13 protein-coding genes are annotated in these 16,890 nt (G+C 68.9%); 3 read left to right on the top strand and 10 right to left on the bottom strand.

Annotated elements, in window-relative coordinates; genetic code table 11:
* Positions 1-472 precede the first annotated feature (472 nt).
* The gene (locus ABZ806_RS20475) at positions 473-781 is read right to left on the bottom strand and encodes a DUF397 domain-containing protein (RefSeq protein ID WP_500218908.1); all 309 of its coding nucleotides are present in this window, start codon (positions 779-781) and stop codon (positions 473-475) included.
* Positions 782-807: 26 nt separating this feature from the next.
* Positions 808-1,665 carry a helix-turn-helix domain-containing protein gene (locus ABZ806_RS20480; RefSeq protein ID WP_500218909.1) on the bottom strand — a complete coding sequence of 286 codons (858 nt, stop codon included), beginning with the start codon at positions 1,663-1,665 and terminating at the stop codon, positions 808-810.
* Positions 1,666-1,861: 196 nt separating this feature from the next.
* Between ABZ806_RS20480 and ABZ806_RS20485 the strand changes: the two genes are divergently transcribed.
* Together ABZ806_RS20485 and ABZ806_RS20490 are read left to right on the top strand one after the other, a co-directional pair.
* Positions 1,862-2,143 carry a hypothetical protein gene (locus tag ABZ806_RS20485; protein ID WP_500218910.1) on the top strand — a complete coding sequence of 94 codons (282 nt, stop codon included), beginning with the start codon at positions 1,862-1,864 and terminating at the stop codon, positions 2,141-2,143.
* Positions 2,140-2,646 (top strand): ATP-binding protein, encoded by a 507-nt coding sequence (locus ABZ806_RS20490; protein WP_500218911.1) that lies wholly within the window; start codon positions 2,140-2,142, stop codon positions 2,644-2,646. The genes ABZ806_RS20485 and ABZ806_RS20490 overlap by 4 nt, the downstream gene beginning before the upstream one ends.
* 13 nt (positions 2,647-2,659) lie before the next feature.
* On the opposite strand, the gene ABZ806_RS20495 is transcribed toward ABZ806_RS20490, so the two are convergent.
* The 7 genes from ABZ806_RS20495 to ABZ806_RS20525 form a co-directional block, all read right to left on the bottom strand.
* Positions 2,660-4,045, bottom strand: a complete 1,386-nt coding sequence (locus tag ABZ806_RS20495) for a hypothetical protein (RefSeq protein ID WP_500218912.1) — start codon at positions 4,043-4,045, stop codon at positions 2,660-2,662.
* A gap of 63 nt (positions 4,046-4,108) precedes the next feature.
* The gene (locus ABZ806_RS20500) at positions 4,109-4,849 is read right to left on the bottom strand and encodes a hypothetical protein (RefSeq protein ID WP_500218913.1); all 741 of its coding nucleotides are present in this window, start codon (positions 4,847-4,849) and stop codon (positions 4,109-4,111) included.
* On the bottom strand, positions 4,846-9,279 hold the full coding sequence (locus ABZ806_RS20505; protein WP_500218914.1) for a fibronectin type III domain-containing protein: 4,434 nt from the start codon (positions 9,277-9,279) through the stop codon (positions 4,846-4,848). Before ABZ806_RS20505 ends, ABZ806_RS20500 begins: the two co-directional genes overlap by 4 nt.
* Positions 9,276-11,543 carry a geranylgeranyl reductase family protein gene (locus tag ABZ806_RS20510; RefSeq protein WP_500218915.1) on the bottom strand — a complete coding sequence of 756 codons (2,268 nt, stop codon included), beginning with the start codon at positions 11,541-11,543 and terminating at the stop codon, positions 9,276-9,278. The genes ABZ806_RS20505 and ABZ806_RS20510 overlap by 4 nt, the downstream gene beginning before the upstream one ends.
* 23 nt (positions 11,544-11,566) lie before the next feature.
* Positions 11,567-12,166, bottom strand: coding sequence for a hypothetical protein (locus tag ABZ806_RS20515; protein ID WP_500218916.1), 600 nt, complete (start codon positions 12,164-12,166; stop codon positions 11,567-11,569).
* A gap of 105 nt (positions 12,167-12,271) precedes the next feature.
* Positions 12,272-13,315: a polyprenyl synthetase family protein gene (locus tag ABZ806_RS20520; RefSeq protein WP_500218917.1), complete on the bottom strand. Its 1,044-nt coding sequence runs from the start codon at positions 13,313-13,315 to the stop codon at positions 12,272-12,274.
* Between the two features lie 13 nt (positions 13,316-13,328).
* A complete protein-coding gene (locus tag ABZ806_RS20525; protein ID WP_500218918.1) occupies positions 13,329-14,855 on the bottom strand; it encodes a hypothetical protein in 1,527 nt (508 codons plus the stop codon).
* A gap of 277 nt (positions 14,856-15,132) precedes the next feature.
* Here ABZ806_RS20525 and ABZ806_RS20530 point away from each other — a divergent pair, with 277 nt between their 5' ends.
* The gene (locus ABZ806_RS20530; RefSeq protein WP_500218919.1) at positions 15,133-15,831 is read left to right on the top strand and encodes a hypothetical protein; all 699 of its coding nucleotides are present in this window, start codon (positions 15,133-15,135) and stop codon (positions 15,829-15,831) included.
* Between the two features lie 7 nt (positions 15,832-15,838).
* Here the strand turns inward: ABZ806_RS20530 and ABZ806_RS20535 are convergent, their stop codons facing one another.
* Positions 15,839-16,090, bottom strand: a complete 252-nt coding sequence (locus tag ABZ806_RS20535; protein ID WP_500218920.1) for a hypothetical protein — start codon at positions 16,088-16,090, stop codon at positions 15,839-15,841.
* Positions 16,091-16,890: the final 800 nt, after the last annotated feature.

Consider the following 16,890-nt stretch of genomic DNA (forward strand, 5'->3'; position numbering starts at 1 on the left):
TGTCGATCAACGCCCAGGGGCCGGACGGCCGCGACACGTCCTGGCTGTGGGACGTCGACTACCGCATCCTGCGGGGGATGGGGGCGTCCATAACAACAACACGCCGCAGATCAACGAGTTGGCGGCTCCGTCTGACGGGCCGGGATCATCGCCGGGCGGGGAGGGGGGTGCGCCGGACGCTGTGGTCACGTCCGGGGCGGTTGTTCGGTTCGGTTGTGGCGGCCGCCAGCCGGCGGTCGGCGGTCGGCGGCGGGTGCTGGCTGAATTGGGCGTCGTGCGGGAGGACGTCGCGCGGGAGAGCGGGACGCGGGACGCGGGGCGCGGGACGCGGGGCGCGGGGCGCGGGACGCGGGGCGCGGGACGCGGGGCGCGGGACGCGGGGCGCGGGACGCGGGGCGCGGGACGCGGGGCGCGGCTCGAGGGAGGCGCGCGGGAGGGCGGGACGCGGGAAGGCGTCCCACGCGGGAGGGCGTTACGCGGGGTCGAGGCTGCCGCTCTTCACGGTGTCGAGGAAGGCAGCCCAGGCGTCGGCGCCAAAGCCGAGCACCGGTCCGTCCGGATCCTTGGAGTCCCGTGCAAGAACCGTCGTTTCGCCTGTCGCGACCTCAACGCACTGACCGCCGTTGCCCGTGCTGTGGCTGCTCTTGCACCAAGCACCGAGCTCCACACAGTTGCCTTGCTCACCACTGTGGCTGCTCGTGCGCCAGGCGCCGACTTCAACGCAATTGCCTTGCTGGGTGCTGTAGGTACTCGTGCGCCACTCGATGTGGGGGGACTTCATGACGGCCTCTACCTCTGGTTGAACTTCTAGACCAGTTCTTCGACTACTTGCCCCATCAAAGCACGGGACGCGTCCGGGCTGAGCGCGCAGGAGCGCAGGTGATCGAATAGATCCACGTAAGCATCGACGTCCATGGCGTCTTCCAGGTAGATGCTTCCCCGGCGGTACTGGATGTACACGACGTCTGGGTCCGCTGGCTCAGGAAACCTCAAGACGTTGCAAGGCCCGTCCATAGACGGGTGCGCGCCAGCACTGTGCGGCAGGACCACAACGTTGATGTGGTTGAGCAGAGACATCGAGGTGAGGTGTTCGAGTTGCTCCCGCATGGTCTCTGGCCCACCGACTTGCCTTCGGACCACTGCCTCGTTAAGCACTGCCCACATCTTCGGCGCGTCAGCGCTGGTCATTCGTTCCTGGCGCTTCAAGCGGAGAGAGACTTGTCGGTCGATCTCCTCCTCACGGGGGGCGCGGATGTCTGCGAGAAGCATCGCCCGCATGTATCGCTCGGTCTGAAGGAGTCCTGGGACGGCTTCGGATTCATAGGTCAGAATTTCCGATGCCTCCTCTTCGAGGCCGACGTAGACCTCGAACCACTCGGGGATGGAGCCGGAGTACTGGTGCCACCAGCCGCGCTTGCGCGCCTCGCGGCAGAGAGTGAGGAGGACGTCGTAGCTCTTGCCCTTCACTCCGTAGAACTCCAGCATCCTCGCGACGATCGGTACCGTCCCTGCGGTCTGAGCGCCTTCGATGCGAGTGATCGTTACGGGCGAGCAGCCAACGAAGCCGGCAACCTGCTCACGGGTCTTACCTGAGTCGCGCCGCAGCCGGCGCAACTCCTTCGACAGACGGCGACGGCGAACCGTAGGGCTTGTTCGGCCAGCCATAACATCTCCTTTCGCCCGGTTTGCGCGAGATCTGCAACAAGATCGGATGCACTAGTCCATCCAAACCCTTTACGGAGAGTAGATCGACAGTGCACACTCTGACCGTAGCGAAAATCACGCACGGTATATGAGTGATCACGGAAGAAAGCTGGGTGAATCGTGGTCGTTCGCGTGCCTGGAGAAGGGGCGTCCGACGATGTCAGCGGATCAGCGACCGCACGTGGTGCGGTTCAGCCTCCTGGCTGATCTGTGTCTCAAGCTGGGGGAACGTCAGCAGTGCGCGTCCATGCTCGTCCACCCGTCGCGGGGTGAGGCGGTGCTGTGGGTGCCGGGACGGGCCTGGCCGCGCAGATGGCTCGGGGTCGCGGCGGTCGACCACCGGGGACGGTGGCTCTACGCCTTCGGCGACCAGTGGAGCATGGCCGGGGACGTGGGCGAGGCCGCGGCCCGGGTCGCGTGGGCGGTGCGGGCCCGATGAAGCACCTGGGGACGTGCGTCATCCCGTCCGCGCCGCAGAACGTGGCGAACGGGCGGCGGTGGCTGCTGGGACGGCTCGAACCGCTCCTCGGCGCTAAGCACGGTGCCTGCGAGGACAGCGTCCTCCTCCTGTCGGAGACGCTGACCAACGCGATCGTCCACGGCGAGGGCCACCTTGTGGAGGTGGACGCCTACGTGGACACGTCCAACATCCGGATCGAGGTCACCGACGAGGGCAGCAGTTCCGTCCCGCACCACAGGGACGACTCGGATGGCGAGCACGGGCGCGGCCTGCCCATCCTGGCGATGCTCGCCAAGTCGTGGGGGTTCGAGCAGCTCGACGACGGCCGGCTGCGGGTCTGGTTCGAGGTCCCGCACACCGTCCCGCCCGACACGCGCGCCAGCAAGCGCAAGGACGCTCCGACTCCGCCGCGTCCCCACGACGGAGCCCATGACGGCCTCGGTTTCGGCGCGAACACCTCCCTACACTCCGGCGACCGCTGACCACCGGTCCGGGTCAATCTGCTGCGGCGGGGCGGGTGCGCCAGTGGTCCAGTGCGATGACGGCGAGGCCCGCCAGGAGCAGCAGGACGGTGTAGAGCCAGAGGTGGCCGGGCTCGCGGAACAGTTCTGTGTTCGGTCCCCGGCGGCCGGTTCCCTGCCAGTCTCCGAGGAGGCCGCAGGCTCCGATGACGGTCGCGAAGAGCAGCGGACCCAGGACGGCCGGGGAAAGGCCGTCCTGGGTCAGCCAGGTGCCGAGCGAAGCGATCGCGACGGTGACGGTGGCGGCGAGGAGGACGATGATGAGCACGGTCACGGCGTCCGGGCGGATCAGCATGATGGTGGCAAGCGCGGCGGCGCAGGTGATGCATCCGGTCAGGGTGGCCCAGTTTCGCCAGGGCGGGAACGCGGCGGCGGCCCCGACCACCACACCGAGCGCCACCAGGAACCACATGCCGACGGAACTCGTATTCATCCCCTGGATGAGCGCGCTCGCCGGGCCGGAGGCTCCGACGACGATCGCCGACGCGATGACAGTGCCGAGCGCCGCGCGGAGCCCCGCGACGGCTGCCGCCGCCAGGCCCGCGCCCAGCAGGAGCCAGCACGCACCGACGCCGAACCCGCCCTTGACCGTCTCCATTGCGGCGGCCGGGACGAACGCCAGGGCCGCCGCCGCGCCCGCGATCGCCGTCCGGACTCCCATCGCGGGCTCTGCTTCGGACGGCCCGGCCAACTCGGGCCGTCCGTCATAGCGGAAGTACAGGCCCAGCAGGAGCACCGCGCCGCCGATCGCGGTTGCCAGGAACGCGAGGTGCAGCAGGGCTTGGACGGCCTCCGCGAAGTCGACCGGGTAACCGCCGGGCCGGACGATCGCGATGTGCGCGATCCACACGTCGGTGGCCGCGCCGAAGACCTGGGCGCCCGCGCCCGCCCCGATCAGAATCGCGCCCGCGCCGGGCGCCCCGATGTGGACGAGCCGGAGCCCGGCGGCCAACGTGCCCAGCAGCACCAGTTGCGCCCCGGCCGTGACCGAGCCGAAGTAGAACCAGGCCGCACCGCTGAACAGCTCGTTGTGGGCCACGACGTTCACGACCTCGGTGGGGAGCGTCAGGGCCACACCCGCGACCAGCAGCCACGGCCAGCTGCGCCGCAGCGACCACCACATCGCCGCGAAACCGGCGACCATCACCACCGCGACCACGGCGGTCTGGCCGACCGACACGACGCCCGGGTTGATGCGCAGGACGTCCGCGAACCCGGCCGCGCGACCGACGTCCCCTCTCGGGCGCGCCGAGTTGGCGACCGCCCCGAGCGTCCCGACCGCGCAGAGCAGAACTGCGCCGATCACCCACGGCCGACTGGTCTCGGACGGAAGCCGGTTCCTCAGAGATTCGGTTGCCATGCCACTCCTACGGGTCCGTCATCGTCCGCCGGGCGAGAAGAGGCAGACGGCTCCGGCGCCACGTCATTGGTCTTCGTCTTTCCTGTGGTCGTCTTCCCGTTCAGCGAGTCGTTGCAGGTTCTTGCGCACCTGCCAGGCGGTGGCCGCAATGCGCGCGATGCTCGGTGCAGGTCGGGTGGGACGCCGCGCGATGGGCGTGTCAGGCGCGTAGCGCATGACCGCCTCGGCCAGGCTTCCCGCATCCAGTCGCCAGCCCTGGATATCCCGCTCTACAAGCGATGGCTCGCCAACCATCCGGGAGAACCAGGGCATCAAGGCTGCCTCTTTGAACTCCTCCTCCGCCGCAGTCGGCGGCGGCAGCTCTGGTGGCCTGGGCAAGCGGCTCATTCGGACGGTGACGCCCGCAGCGTTGAGTTCCGCCCCCACACAATGCACTCGCCCTTTCTGGTTGCGGCCGTGCACGATCCTGTCGAACGTCACAATGGAGTCGATCCATGACCAGGGGATCAACTCCGGTAGAGCGCCTTCGCCGGTCGGGCCGAAGTAGACGCCGCGGGCGTCTACCGCGAACGACACCTCCCGGCGGCGCACCGACCTCGCTGTGAGAACGGCGAAGAACGCCGTCAGCGCGCAGAACGCCGTCAGCGCGAAGACAGCGCCGGGTCCGGGTCGCCGAATGGTCTGGTAGAGAAGGAATATGTCCACGACGCCGAGCGCCACTAGGACAGGAAGATTGCCGCGCCAGGTCTGCCGGGCGATATAGGCGCCCTCGGGGAACTCGTCGGGGATGTCGTCGGAGCTCATGAGCAGCACTCCCGTGCCGGCCGCACGGGTGGCAGCAGCACCGAGGACCAGCGGGCCGGCGGGCGCTCACCGAATACGGTGGAAGAAGGGGTCACGGTCACCGTGTCGATCGGGATGATCGAGTCGCCGGGCTCGACACCCGGGCCCGGCTCGGACGCCGGACTCATCGCCGCATCATTGAGTGCATAAACAGTGAAATGGTACTTCTGGTATGGCGACAGACCGTTAATGACGGCGGTCGTCACGTCCCCACGCACATAAGTCGTGGTGGTGGCCGGGCTGGTCACGATCGCGTACTCGCGAACGGGCAGCGGTCCCGGGCGTCCGGGCGGGGTCCAGGAGACGGTCGCGGACGCGGGGCCAGGGGCGGCGGTGACGCCACTGGGCGCAGATGGACTGACCCCAGGGTCGGGCCCGTCTGCCGCCAGGTCCGTGCTGGCCAGGGTTCCGGCGCGGCACAGCACGTAGACCAAGGCGCTCGCACTGTAGCCCGCGCTGGTGGCCGTGATCTCCGAGGTGCCGCGCTCAGATGAGACGAACCGGCCGTTGCCGTCGATGGTTCCCGGCCCTGAGGTGACCTTCCATTCGACGGGCCCCGGCGGGATTCCGGCGAACTTGGCCGTGAAGGCAACGGGCACGTTGACGTCGGTCTCGGTGCGTGCGGGCTCGACCGTGAGTCCGATGAACGGCCCGCCGGCGTGGAGGATGGTCCAGAAGAGGTTGATAATGCCATCAAGGCGGCCCTCGCCCTCACCGAAGAGTGGGCTTAACCGTAAGTAAGCATCGACCCGGATACCGATCCTCACCTCCCACCAGGGATTCTGCGTGGTGTCCGCCTTTGCCTCAAGGTATGGGCCGACAGCTACTCCAGGGCCGCCGATCTCATCGAAGATCAGCGTGAACTCCGCCAGCACAGCGCCATGGACAGACGCATCGAGATAAAAGTCGGCATGCCAGCCCTTGTTGGATCCCTCCCGGTCGATCTTCTCGAAGTGAACTCCCGTGTCGTCCTTCCAGATATGCGCACCGACCTCCCTATTGTGTTGCAGCGCCACGCTCACGCCACCGGATATCTCGCCCTTGACATTCACCGCAAGGTTGAAAGTGGGCTGCACCCACAGCGGCGGGACGTAGTAGAGTAGTTTGCGGCTGAACTTTAGCTTGGCGAACTTCTTGGTGATATCGAAGTCCGAGCCGATCCCCAGTTTCACTCGGTATTCGTCCGCGTAGGCCAGCGACAGGTGGGAGTCCATGTAGGTCTTGCCTGCGGACACCCACACCCTCGGGCGGATGTGCGGAGTGAAGGTCCACCACGCTTCCACCTTTCCGACCCGGCCCTCCTTCTTGTCCGGTCCGGTGGCGAAGGAGAATTCGAGCACCAGGCTGCCGTCCCTGATCCCAGCCGACACGCCTCGCGGGGTCACACCACCTGACGGCGCGCCCTGGTCGACGGTCTTTCCACGGATCGTGGGGCGGCGGATCCGCACGCCGGGGGCCAGTGCCTCGAGTTGCGGAGTGTCCCGCGCTCCGAGGAAGGCGTCCATCGAGAACCCGCCGTCGATCACTGCCTCGTTCAACGCCGCCCGCCGCGCCGAAAGAATCAGCAGCCCGGCCCGCCGGGTCACTCCGGTGATCGTGCGGAAGACGCCGTCAGGCACCTTGCCGGTGGGGGTGATCACCACGATGGAGCCGACGGTGAGGGCGGTGACCTGGGGCGTGGGCTCCTCGAAGTAGAGAGTCCCGTCCTTGTGGGCTGCGCGCAGGGTCTTGACCGATGCCTCCGACAGCACCACCAGCGGGTTCGCCGTGACGGTCAACTTGGGGGTGAGCGGGTCGGTCGCCGCGCTCGGCGACCCCGCCCCGTGGGTGTTGGCGGCGCGGACGGTGAAGGTGTACTGGGTCGCGGGATCCAGTCCGGTCATGGTCGCGGTCGTACCCGTGGTGGTCGCGGTCGACCCGCCAGGCGCGGCCGTGACGGTGTAACCGGTGATCGGCGCGGTGCCGGTGTCATCGGGCACAGACCAGTTCAGCGCCACCGAGCCGGTCGCGGTGACACCCGCCTGTATCTCTCGCGGGGCGCCCGGCGGCCGCGCCGCGTCCGGTACGACATCGGCCTGCTCGGATGGTCTGCTGTCGCCGGCCTTGTTCGTGGCGACCACCTTCACCAGGTAGGCAGTGCCGTTCGTCAGGCCGGTGATCGGCGCCACGGTCGTACCGGCGGGCACGTCCACCGCGTGCCCCCCGGGCTCGGCCGTCAACTTGTAGCCGGTGACAGGCGCTCCGCCGTCCGGGGGCTCTACCCATTGGACGTCGATCCGTCCGCCCAGCGGCGTCGTCATGAGGCCGGGTGGAGGCAGCGGGACATCGGCCGCGACGGGGGTGACCGGATCGGAGGCCCGTGAGGTCGCATGGCCGAAGTCGTTGATGGCGACCAGTGAGAAGGTGTAGGGCTCATCGTTGGTCAGGCCGGTGATCGTGGCCTCGGTCTTGTCCGGCTCGACGGCGGTGGTGCCCCCGCCCGGGTTCGTGATGACCCGGTATCCGGTGAGACCGGAGGAACCGGTCTCCGGCGGACTCCAACTCACCCTGACCGCGCCGTCCCGTGGGAAGACCTCGGTGATCAGGGGTTTGCCGGGCGACCGCGGAGGCTCGGGGGCGACCAGGTCCGAGGGCGCCGACGCCGGGCCGGTGCCGATGCCGTTGGTCGCCGTGACCGTGAAAGCATACGGTGTCCCGTTGACGAGGCCGGTCACCGTGGCCTCGGTCTCGTCCAAGTGGGTGCGCACGATCTCTCCCCCGGGCGCGGCGGTGACGGTGTACCTGGTGATCGCGTCGTCACCATCATCGGCCGGCGCCTTCCACGACACCTTGATCTGGCCGTGGCCAGGGGTTCCGGTGACGGCGGTGGGCTGGCCGGGCACCCGGCCCGCCACCGGCGTGATCGCCGCGGATGGCGCAGACGGCGGACCGGTCCCGACGAGGTTGGTGGCCGTGACGGTGAACGTGTATGCCCGGCCGTTCTCCAGCCCGCGGACGGTGGCCGTGGTCTCACCGGACGTGGTGGCGGTGGCCCCGCCGGGAGAGGCGGTGACCTTGTATCCGGTGATGGGGGTGCCGCCATCCTCGGAGGGCGGCTGCCAGGTCAGCTGGACCGCCTGATGCCGGGGGGTTCCCGTGACATCGCTGGGAGCCCCCGGTTCGGTCGGCCCGCTGTAGTACGCGAACACGTCGATCTGCACCGTGACGGCGGGGCCCGCGTTGCGGACGTTGATCGTTCCGTTGTCACCGATCTTGGCCGTGGTGTAGCCGCTCGCGGTCGCGCTCCCCGCGTATTCCACCGTGAGCGCGTCGTTGACCATCACGGCGTAGCAGCATGTGCCGGCATTGCCCTTGACGATGACGTTGATGCCCACCGCCCAGACGCCAGGGTCCGTGGGGACACCCCCCTTGCCCAGCGGCGCGAAGGTGTGACTGCTGTCCTCCCCGATGCTCACGTTGGTGGCGATCCGGGTCGGCTGCAGAGGCTGAGCGACCGCGCCGGTCCTGGTGGTCGAGGGCTTCACGTAGTAACCGGCCACGTCGACGTAGATGGTCGCCGCGGCCCCGGTGGCACTGATGGTCACCTCGCCGTCGTCGCCCACGGGGACGATCACGAAGTTCCGCGCCGGGTTGTTCCCGCTGAAATCCAGGTTGGGCAGGGCAGGTCGGGCGGTTCCCGAAGGGTAAAACGTGATCTTTCCCGTGCCCGACGAGCCGGCGTTGACGGTGACCGCAATGTGAGTCACGGAGAGTGAGTTCGGAATGCCGCCTTTTCCGAGAGGTCTGAAGGTATACGTAGCACCGGCTTCAATATCGGTCCTGCCGAGGAGGGAGGATCCCGGCAGCGCGACGTAGACGCTTCCGGCCGCGGTACCGGCCTGCGAGAGCGTGTATCCGTACAGATCGACATAGACCCGAACAACACCCCCGCCGCGGTTGGCGATCTTGACCTGGCCGTCCGCGCCGACCTTGGCGGTCACCAGGTTGTGGACGTAGATATCGCCGCGATAGGCCGACGCGACCGCCCCCGGCTCGGCCGCCCCGGAGGGGAACACCACGAGGGAACCGGCTGCACTGGTGCCCTTCGATGCCAGGTTCAGCGCGACGGTGGCCGCTCCCGATGCCGGCACGCCGGCCACCCCCGCCACCTTCACCGTGGCGGTCGCACCGGCGGCGATGTCCAGTGGGCCGGCCGCCCGACCCCGTACCGAGTAGAACTGCCCGGCCTGCGGGGACGCCGGGTCGGCGGCCTTCGCCGCGAGGGCCGGCGATCGCGGCGCGGCCGCCGCCCTGCCGCCGCTGCCGGCCTGGTCGGTGAGCACGGTCGTCAGCGAGAGCACCAGCGCCAGCGTGAGGCAGCGGGCCAGAAGGGGGATGAGGCGCCGTTTCATGACTGTGCCCTTCGTGCGTGAACGCTGGTCGGGTCGGTCCGCCCTGAGATAGCCGTGAGATCCGCACCCGCGTGGCGCCGCACCTGCTGCGCGATGGCGGCGAGAGAGTCGCGGGCAGGGCATGGGGGGACTCGTTCGAGGGCTCGCTCAGCCTCGTCGACGAGCTCGTGGGTCCAGTCGCGGGTCTGCTGAAGCACGGTGGTCGTGCCGATCAGGCGGACCAGTTCGGCCGCCCGATCGGCGCGGGTGCGGGTGTCGCCTGCGAAGCAGTGAAGCGCTTCCAGGCGCGACCCGAGATGCACTCGTGCCAGCCGGAAGGGCGCACTTGGGGATGCCTCGTCGAGATCGGCCAGCGCGTCGCGACCGAGCTGGTCCGTGCCGCCGGACAGGCGTCGGTCGTCCTCCAGGAGCTGGACCGCCAGGCCGATGCTCCGGCCGTACCCACCGAGGGCCGTGATCACCGCATCCGCTGCTCCGGAGGCACGGGCGCCCAGCTCACAGGAGGCGGCCGCCAGCGCGGCGAGCCCGGACCGCGACGACAGCTCCAGCCACCGGCGGGGCTCGGGCGGCGTACTGAGCCGGTGGGCGGCCAGCTCGCGCATCCGGCCCCGGCACGCCTCCTCGACGGCGGAGGCGACCTGTGCGGCCAGCGCCGGGCTCGTGGTCGCACAGAGCGCCAGCGCCCGCGCGAGCAACAGATCGGAGGCAAGGACGGCGAACGTCGTCCCCCAGTTCGGCCCGGCGGGGGCATCGTTGGCAGGGTGTACGTCCACGCTGGCGGCGGCCAACACCGCCATCGCCGCGAGGTCGGCAGAAGCCGCCAGCGTGACCAGATGATCGGGTCCCGTATCAGCCCGGGAAATCTCGCGGGGCGTACCGTCACCGTCTCCCCGGCAGCGCGCGGCGAGCAGCACGAACAGCGCCGGACGCGCGAGGACATGTTCGTCGGCCGCCACCGAGTGCAGCCGCGCCAGGAATGGCCAGTCGCGGCGAACCGTGTCGGCCAGGATCTCACTGGCAACGACCAGTTGGGACCCGAGGCCGAGGCCTGGGCGCAGGCAGCCGCGCAGGTCGGCGGACACGGCCTGCGCCCGCGAGTCGACGCCGGGGCCGGGGGAAAGGGTGGTGCGCCGGACCAGGGCGAAAATCGGTCGGTCGGACTCGAAGGTGTCCTCCAGGACCCGCCACGCGAGCCGGTGCCGGACGGCGGCGTGCCGGCCGGTCTCCAGATGGCCGCTGAACCTGCGGGCCAGGGAGGTCGCGTACGCCGAGAAGTCGTCCGTCCGCCCAGTCTCGAGCCGGGCATCGATGATCTCCGCGGCGATCTTGCCTGATTCGAGGGCGAAGCTGATGCCCTCCCCGGTCGCCGGGTTGATCATGCCGGCCGCGTCTCCCACCAGGAGCAGCCCCGGCGCCCAGGACCGCTCCGGCACGAACCCGGTGCACAAGGGGGCGCCGCGCAGCGGTCCGTCCTGCCGGGCCCCGGCGAAGCCCGGCAGGTTGGTGCGCAGTTCATCGGCGAACCCGGCGAACATGTCGGCCAGGTTCACGCCGGGCTGCCGCTCGGCCACACCGACGCCGACGTTGACCCGGTCCGAGCCCATGGGGAAGATCCAGCCGTAGGCGGGAAGCCGCGCCCCGGTCGCCGGATGCGCGAGCGGCATGACGAAGCGCAGGAGGTCGTCGAGCCCACCCGCCTCTTGGAGGTCGAAGTACGCGCGGACCGCGTATCCGAACCGGTCGTGCCGCCGTCCCTCCCGCATGGACCGTCGGGCCAGAACGGAGGTGCCCCCGTCCGCAGCCACGACCACGGGAGCACGCAGGACTCCCGCTCCGCCGGCGATCTCGACTCCTCGGACCGCCCCGGCGTCCGCCTGGACCAGCCCCGCCACGCGGACGCGATCGCGGAAGTCGGCACCGGCGCCGACAGCGCGGGCGACGATCGCCTCGTCCAGCGCGGCGCGTGGGACCACGATCCCGTATCCGTCGTCCCCGTAGCGGAAGTCGCGCGTACTGCGCCGGCCCTCTGCGCCCATCGAGACGCTGAGCCCGCCGATGACCCGGGTCCGGCCGAGACCGGCGAGTACGCCCATCTCGGCCAGCAGCCGCACGCCGGCCCGGGTGACCGCGTCACCGCAGGGCTTGTCGCGCGGGAAGGCGGACCGGTCCAGCAGGATCACCCGCCTCCCGCGCCGCGCGAGATGGAACGCGGCCGTCGCCCCGGCCGGACCCGCTCCCACGATCACCACATCCGCGTCGTCCATCATCGGCTCCTGGTCATCTGGGCTCAGCTCGCCTGCGGCAGGCAGGGCGCCGACTTGTTCCCTGCTCGTTCGGGGCCCGGCATCCGGCCGGGGCCGCGCTGCTCGGGCAGCACCCGGATCAGCCGGGCGTACAGGCGCCCGGCCGAGTACGCGTCCATCGGCCTGGACTGCTCACCGGCCAGTCCGCTGACCGCGAGACCGATCGCGGAGGTGAGCGGCCTCTCATGCGGTCCGGTGAGGTGTTCCGCCATGCCGACGGCGCGGTCGCGGGCCTCCCGCGACGAACGCTCCATAGCGCCGAGCACCTCGGTGACGGCGTCGAGCGCTGCATCGATCTCCGTACGCTCAGCAGTGGTCGCCTTCGCATACCAGGTAACGATTCGCTCCTCGGCTGCCGTCACATCGCTTCCGCGGTCAGAGCCCCGCAGGGCGGCCACGGTCTCGGCCACCGCTCGATAACTGAGCCGCCGGGCATCGGCCAGGGCGCCGGCGGCCGTGCCGCCGGATGCGGCCGGAGCCGCCGACATCGCCGCAGGAAGGCCGACCGCCGCCGCAGCGCCGGCGATCGCCAGCCCCGTCGAGCGCAGGAATCCTCGCCGGGTCTGCGTGCGGGCACCGTCCACGGAACGGGGCCTGTCTCGTCGGGGCATTCTCGTCGTCTCCGTCCTTCTCCTCGGTTTGTCGGTGAACCGTCCTCGCAGAACCGGCCGCGCCTCCAGCTGGCCGGTTCAATGCCGCCGGAGCACCACGTACTGCGGCAGCCGTATCAGGGACTCCTTGGCATCCGAGTCGGCCAGTTGGGCGATCCGTGCCACGGCCTCCTGCCCGTACCGGTGCGCGACCTTGACGGCCCCGGTCACGCCCCCAGCGGCGATGACCAGTGCCCGTACCTCCGCTCGCCCGGCCTCGTCCAGGTCGTCCCGCTCCAGGATCCGCCGGAGCCGGTCGGCCTCCGCGGTCTTGCGCTGCAGCGCAAGCAGCACCGGCAGCCCGTAGACTCCCTCGCGCAGGTCGATGCCCGGACGCTTGCCAAGACCGCCCTCGGCGGTGATGTCGAGCGTGTCATCGGCCGCCTGGAACGCCAGCCCCAGACCACGGCCGTACAGACCGAGGGCGTTCGCGGTCTCCCGGCTCGCCCCGGCCAGACGAGCGCCGACCCGGCAGGAGAGTTCGAACAGCGCAGCCGTCTTACGGGCCGCGATTTGGATGTACGAGTCGAGCCGATGGCCGACGTTGTAGGCGTTCTCCGCCTCTTGGAGCTGCCCCAGGGCAAGGGCCAGCGCGCTCTGGCCCGCCCAGCCGGCCAGCCGCCCGTCCAGTTCCACCAGCATCCGGATCGCACGCGCGAACAAGAACGTGCCCGCCGTCAGGGCCTCGGCGTCACCGCGCAGTGCGTTGACGGTGGACGCGCCGCGCCGCATGTCGGCGCGGTCCATGACGTCGTCGTGATACAGCGCGGCTACATGCAGAAGCTCAATCGCCGCGGCCGCCGTCAGCAGATCGGCGTCCTCTGCGGCGGGCTCGGATGCCCCGCCCGGCGCAGAGGCTCCGACACGTGAGGCGGCCCCGGCCGCGGTGAACAGCAGTGCCGGACGCACGCGCTTGCCGCCTCGCCGCACCAGGTGTTCCGCGACCGCGGACAGCCGTACATCGTCGGACCGAGTGAACGTCACCAATGTGTCGTCGAGGGACGACAGCAGATCGTGCGCCGGACCGTAGGTGAGCCAGCCGAGGTCCGGTCGTGGGGAACCTCCGCCGGGCCGGGAGCCCATGTGCCCACCGCCTTCAGGCATAGGGATCGGAGATCGAGTCGGACGCGGCGGCGATCTCTCTGATCCGCTGATAGAGCGTCTCGTCGTCGAGCAGCGCGATAAGCTCGCGGCCGTTCTTGCCGAGCACCCTGTCCCGACAGAGCTCGAAGACCTCCTGTACCGCGTCGGCCTCTTCCGGCAGCATGTACTTGCGTGCCCGGTTGATGGCGTCCTGCGTCTCGGTCACATGCTGCTGAGTGACCCGGATGTCGTCGCGATCGGGGGCGTAGAGCGCGACCTTCACCTCGCTGAAGTACTGGCCGTAGACCGCCTGGACGAAGGCGCGGTCCTCCTCCGGAACCTCCCCCTCATATCCGTCCTGGACCCGGGTGACCAGGTTCTCCTGATTCCGGTTGTCGAAGAATGTGTCGATGACCCAGCGCCCGGTCAGCGAGTTGGCTAGATATTTGTCCCGCGCGTACCGGATCGGCTCCCACTCCTGGGACCACGGCACCCCGGTGAACTCCTCAGCTGCGGCGAGAAAGACGCAACCGCAGTTCATCGGGGACACGTCCCCCGTCCCGCCCCGGCACACGATCGACCCGGAGTCACCGGGGCAGCTCATTCCGGTGACGGCGATCTGGTTGTCGAAGAGGGCCGAACTCCCATCGCCCATGTTGATCTCCAACATGACATCGATGTCCACGATCCGGCCGGTGGTGTACTCGCTGGTGCGGCCGGTCTTCTGCACCGGCGCCCCGGGCGGCTGGGCATCCTCGGGCCGGACGGCGGACCGGGCACCGGCCCCGGCCGTCATCTCCACGTTGAGCCGTGCGGCGACCTCGTTGATCGGGCAGAGAAAGGTGCGCGTCTCCACCCCGTCGAATGACTGCCCGGCGAACAGCAGACCGACGGCCGGCTGCTCCCGGCTCGGCCGGGTCATGTCGCCGCGCACATCGTCGACGACCGCGCAGTCCACGTCGAGATCGGCGACCGCGCAGTCGACGAAGTTCGTCCCGCCGAAATCGATCGGTACGAACCTTGTGAGCCTCGCGATGATATTCTCCGGCGCCTTCGGCAGGTCGGCCGGCCCAGGCTGGTAGATGGGGTCTCCGACCACTCCCCGGTTGACATCCGCGAGCACGTGGTTATTGGAGAGGATGGACAGCCGGTTACCGTTCGCCTTGTCCAGGACATAGCAGCCTAGGGTGCCAGCGGTGATATTCCCATGGCCGATGCTCAGGCCGGCGAGCGCCGGCCGTTCGCGCCCCCGGTACTCGTGTGCGTATATACGGCCGGTCTCGACGACATCCGTCTCTATTCGGCTGCCGTCGACCGTCACCGATCGCGGCAGGACCTCGCCTTTTGCCAGTTCATCCTCGGGCTTCTTGCGCACCACGTAAACGACGCACGAGGGGGTGTCCAGCCGTTCACCACCGCGCCGCGGAGCACCGAATGCAACACCCACGACATTGGGGTCGCGGCCATGGCGCGCCCAGATCTTCTTCTTGGCCTCGGCCGCCACTGGCCGCGCCTTCCGCCAGTCTTCCGGTCTGGTCATGCCGTCGTCCCGATAACCTGTCCGCTCTCAAGATCAGCCGGTCCCATGTGCGCCACAGTCAACCTTTCCTTGCATCCTGTCAAGGGAGTTGCACACTGGCATGGATGACCGGAAGCGGACGCATACTTTTTTGACGCCGGCGCTACTCTCAAGTAGACGGAGTTCTCTCAAGCAGACCAGGACCCCGATGTGACCAAACCGGTACAGGCGCTTACCATGCGTAGGATGGCAAAACGGCTTCAGTCGACGACGCCCACCTTCTTGCTGGCGGCATGAGATGTACAGTACTGCGATTGCACAATTACGCAACGCAACCTTCGGACAGCTGCTCACCGGAAAGCCGCTCCTCCTCACCGCGCTTGCGGGCACTCTCGCCCTAACCGTGAGCTCGGGAACCGCCGACTACAAGGCCGCAGAATCCAATCCCACTTGGAGCGTCCCGCTCAGTGGGGTCGCAACTGCCATCAACAGCCGAACCTTCATCGGCACCGCGGGGTCGTGGTGGGCCCAATGCAACAGCGTTAGAGCAAAGGTCAGCGCTGAACGTGGAACCGGTCTCTCCGGAAACGGAATCATCTCCATCAACAGCATCGAGTTTGAAAATTCCGCAGACGCCGGCGGTGCGTGCACCACGTTCGGAGGCTACGAGGCGACCATCGCCGCAGCGGGCCTGCCCTGGGACTTCAACGCTCATGCCTACGACCCCAGGACGGGCATAACCACCGGACGAGTCTCTGGCATCACCATCAACGCAGAGGTCTCCAATGGCTGTCACGTCACCGTCACCGATACACCGGGCAACTCTGGCGGAGTCGATGCCACCTACGATAACTCCACTGGCGCGATCACTGTCTTTGACTACAGTCATCTGAGTGTCTCAAGCTCCGATGACCCGTGTATGCTCCAAGGCGGCGACGAAGTCGTCATCCGTTGCACGTTCATACTGGTGCCCCACGGCGTCATCAGGAGCCCCTGACCTTGACTCAATGCCGTCCGGGCCGGAGGCCGATCGTTCCGCTGAGGTGCTTCTTCAGAGGTACCCCTTCAAGCGATTTCGGTATGTCGAGCCCGGACAGGCTCGTCACATATACGACAATCCCCCAGACCTTCTGCCCCGCCTCGCCATCACGATCGACCGCGGTTATGCCTGTTCCGACCACGCCATTTTTTCGCATGAGCTCAGCACGATGCCGATCCAGCACGCGCTTCGCCTTCGCATACTCGACCCCGGTCACAGACCCGCCCCCCCTCGATGGAATCGCCTTCGCCGTCTTAGTCGTCGGTGGAATCGAAGGGGCCGATCCCCCGGGACTGTGGCCTCCGCCGCCTGACCCGCATCCCACGAGGGAGACGGCCACGGCCAGCAAGCCGACGATTCTCATCACCACAACGGTCACCTCCGAACACGAGCGCCCCCTCACACGAGCGGTCAATCCGTGGCCGACCGCCGTTGTTACGGCCGCCCCAGCGGGCCGGGGGCAGTGGCACCATCCCGGTGGCCTCGCCCCTGGCCGAATGGTGAGCATCGCTGTGAGCGCGTCGGGGGCCGCATCGAGAGTCCGCCGGGCGTCCGCTGCCGCAATCGGGGCGAGAATGCCGGTGTCCAGGCGCGCAAGCTCCGGCTCCAGTCGGGCCGCCGTGGCATGAGCCACCACGGTTCCCGGCTCACCCACACTCGGGAACCTGACCGGCATGTTCGCCCCGGCCTGGCCACCCGCCCGCAGCACCACGGCCCGCTGCCGCGCGGTCAGCCCCACCGGCGGACTCGCACTCGGGTTCGCGGGGCCGAGGGGGCGAGCGCCCCGCCGGGCACCACGTCGGCGCCCGCGGCGCCGACGGCTCTTCCCCGGGAAGGGACCGGATATCCGTGCCCGCGGTGTTGCCACCGCGGGCACGGTGTGCGGTCGACGCGCCTCAGAGCTTGTCGTACTGCTTGATGACGACGTACTCGTTCTGGACCATGGAGTTGGTCCCGGCCGGCGAGGGGAACCCGCCGATCTGGTTCACCAGCCAGTCGGCGACGCCGCCGCCGAAC

The sequence above is a fragment of the Spirillospora sp. NPDC047418 genome, assembly GCF_040643275.1.
Taxonomy (GTDB): Bacteria; Actinomycetota; Actinomycetes; order Streptosporangiales; family Streptosporangiaceae; genus Spirillospora.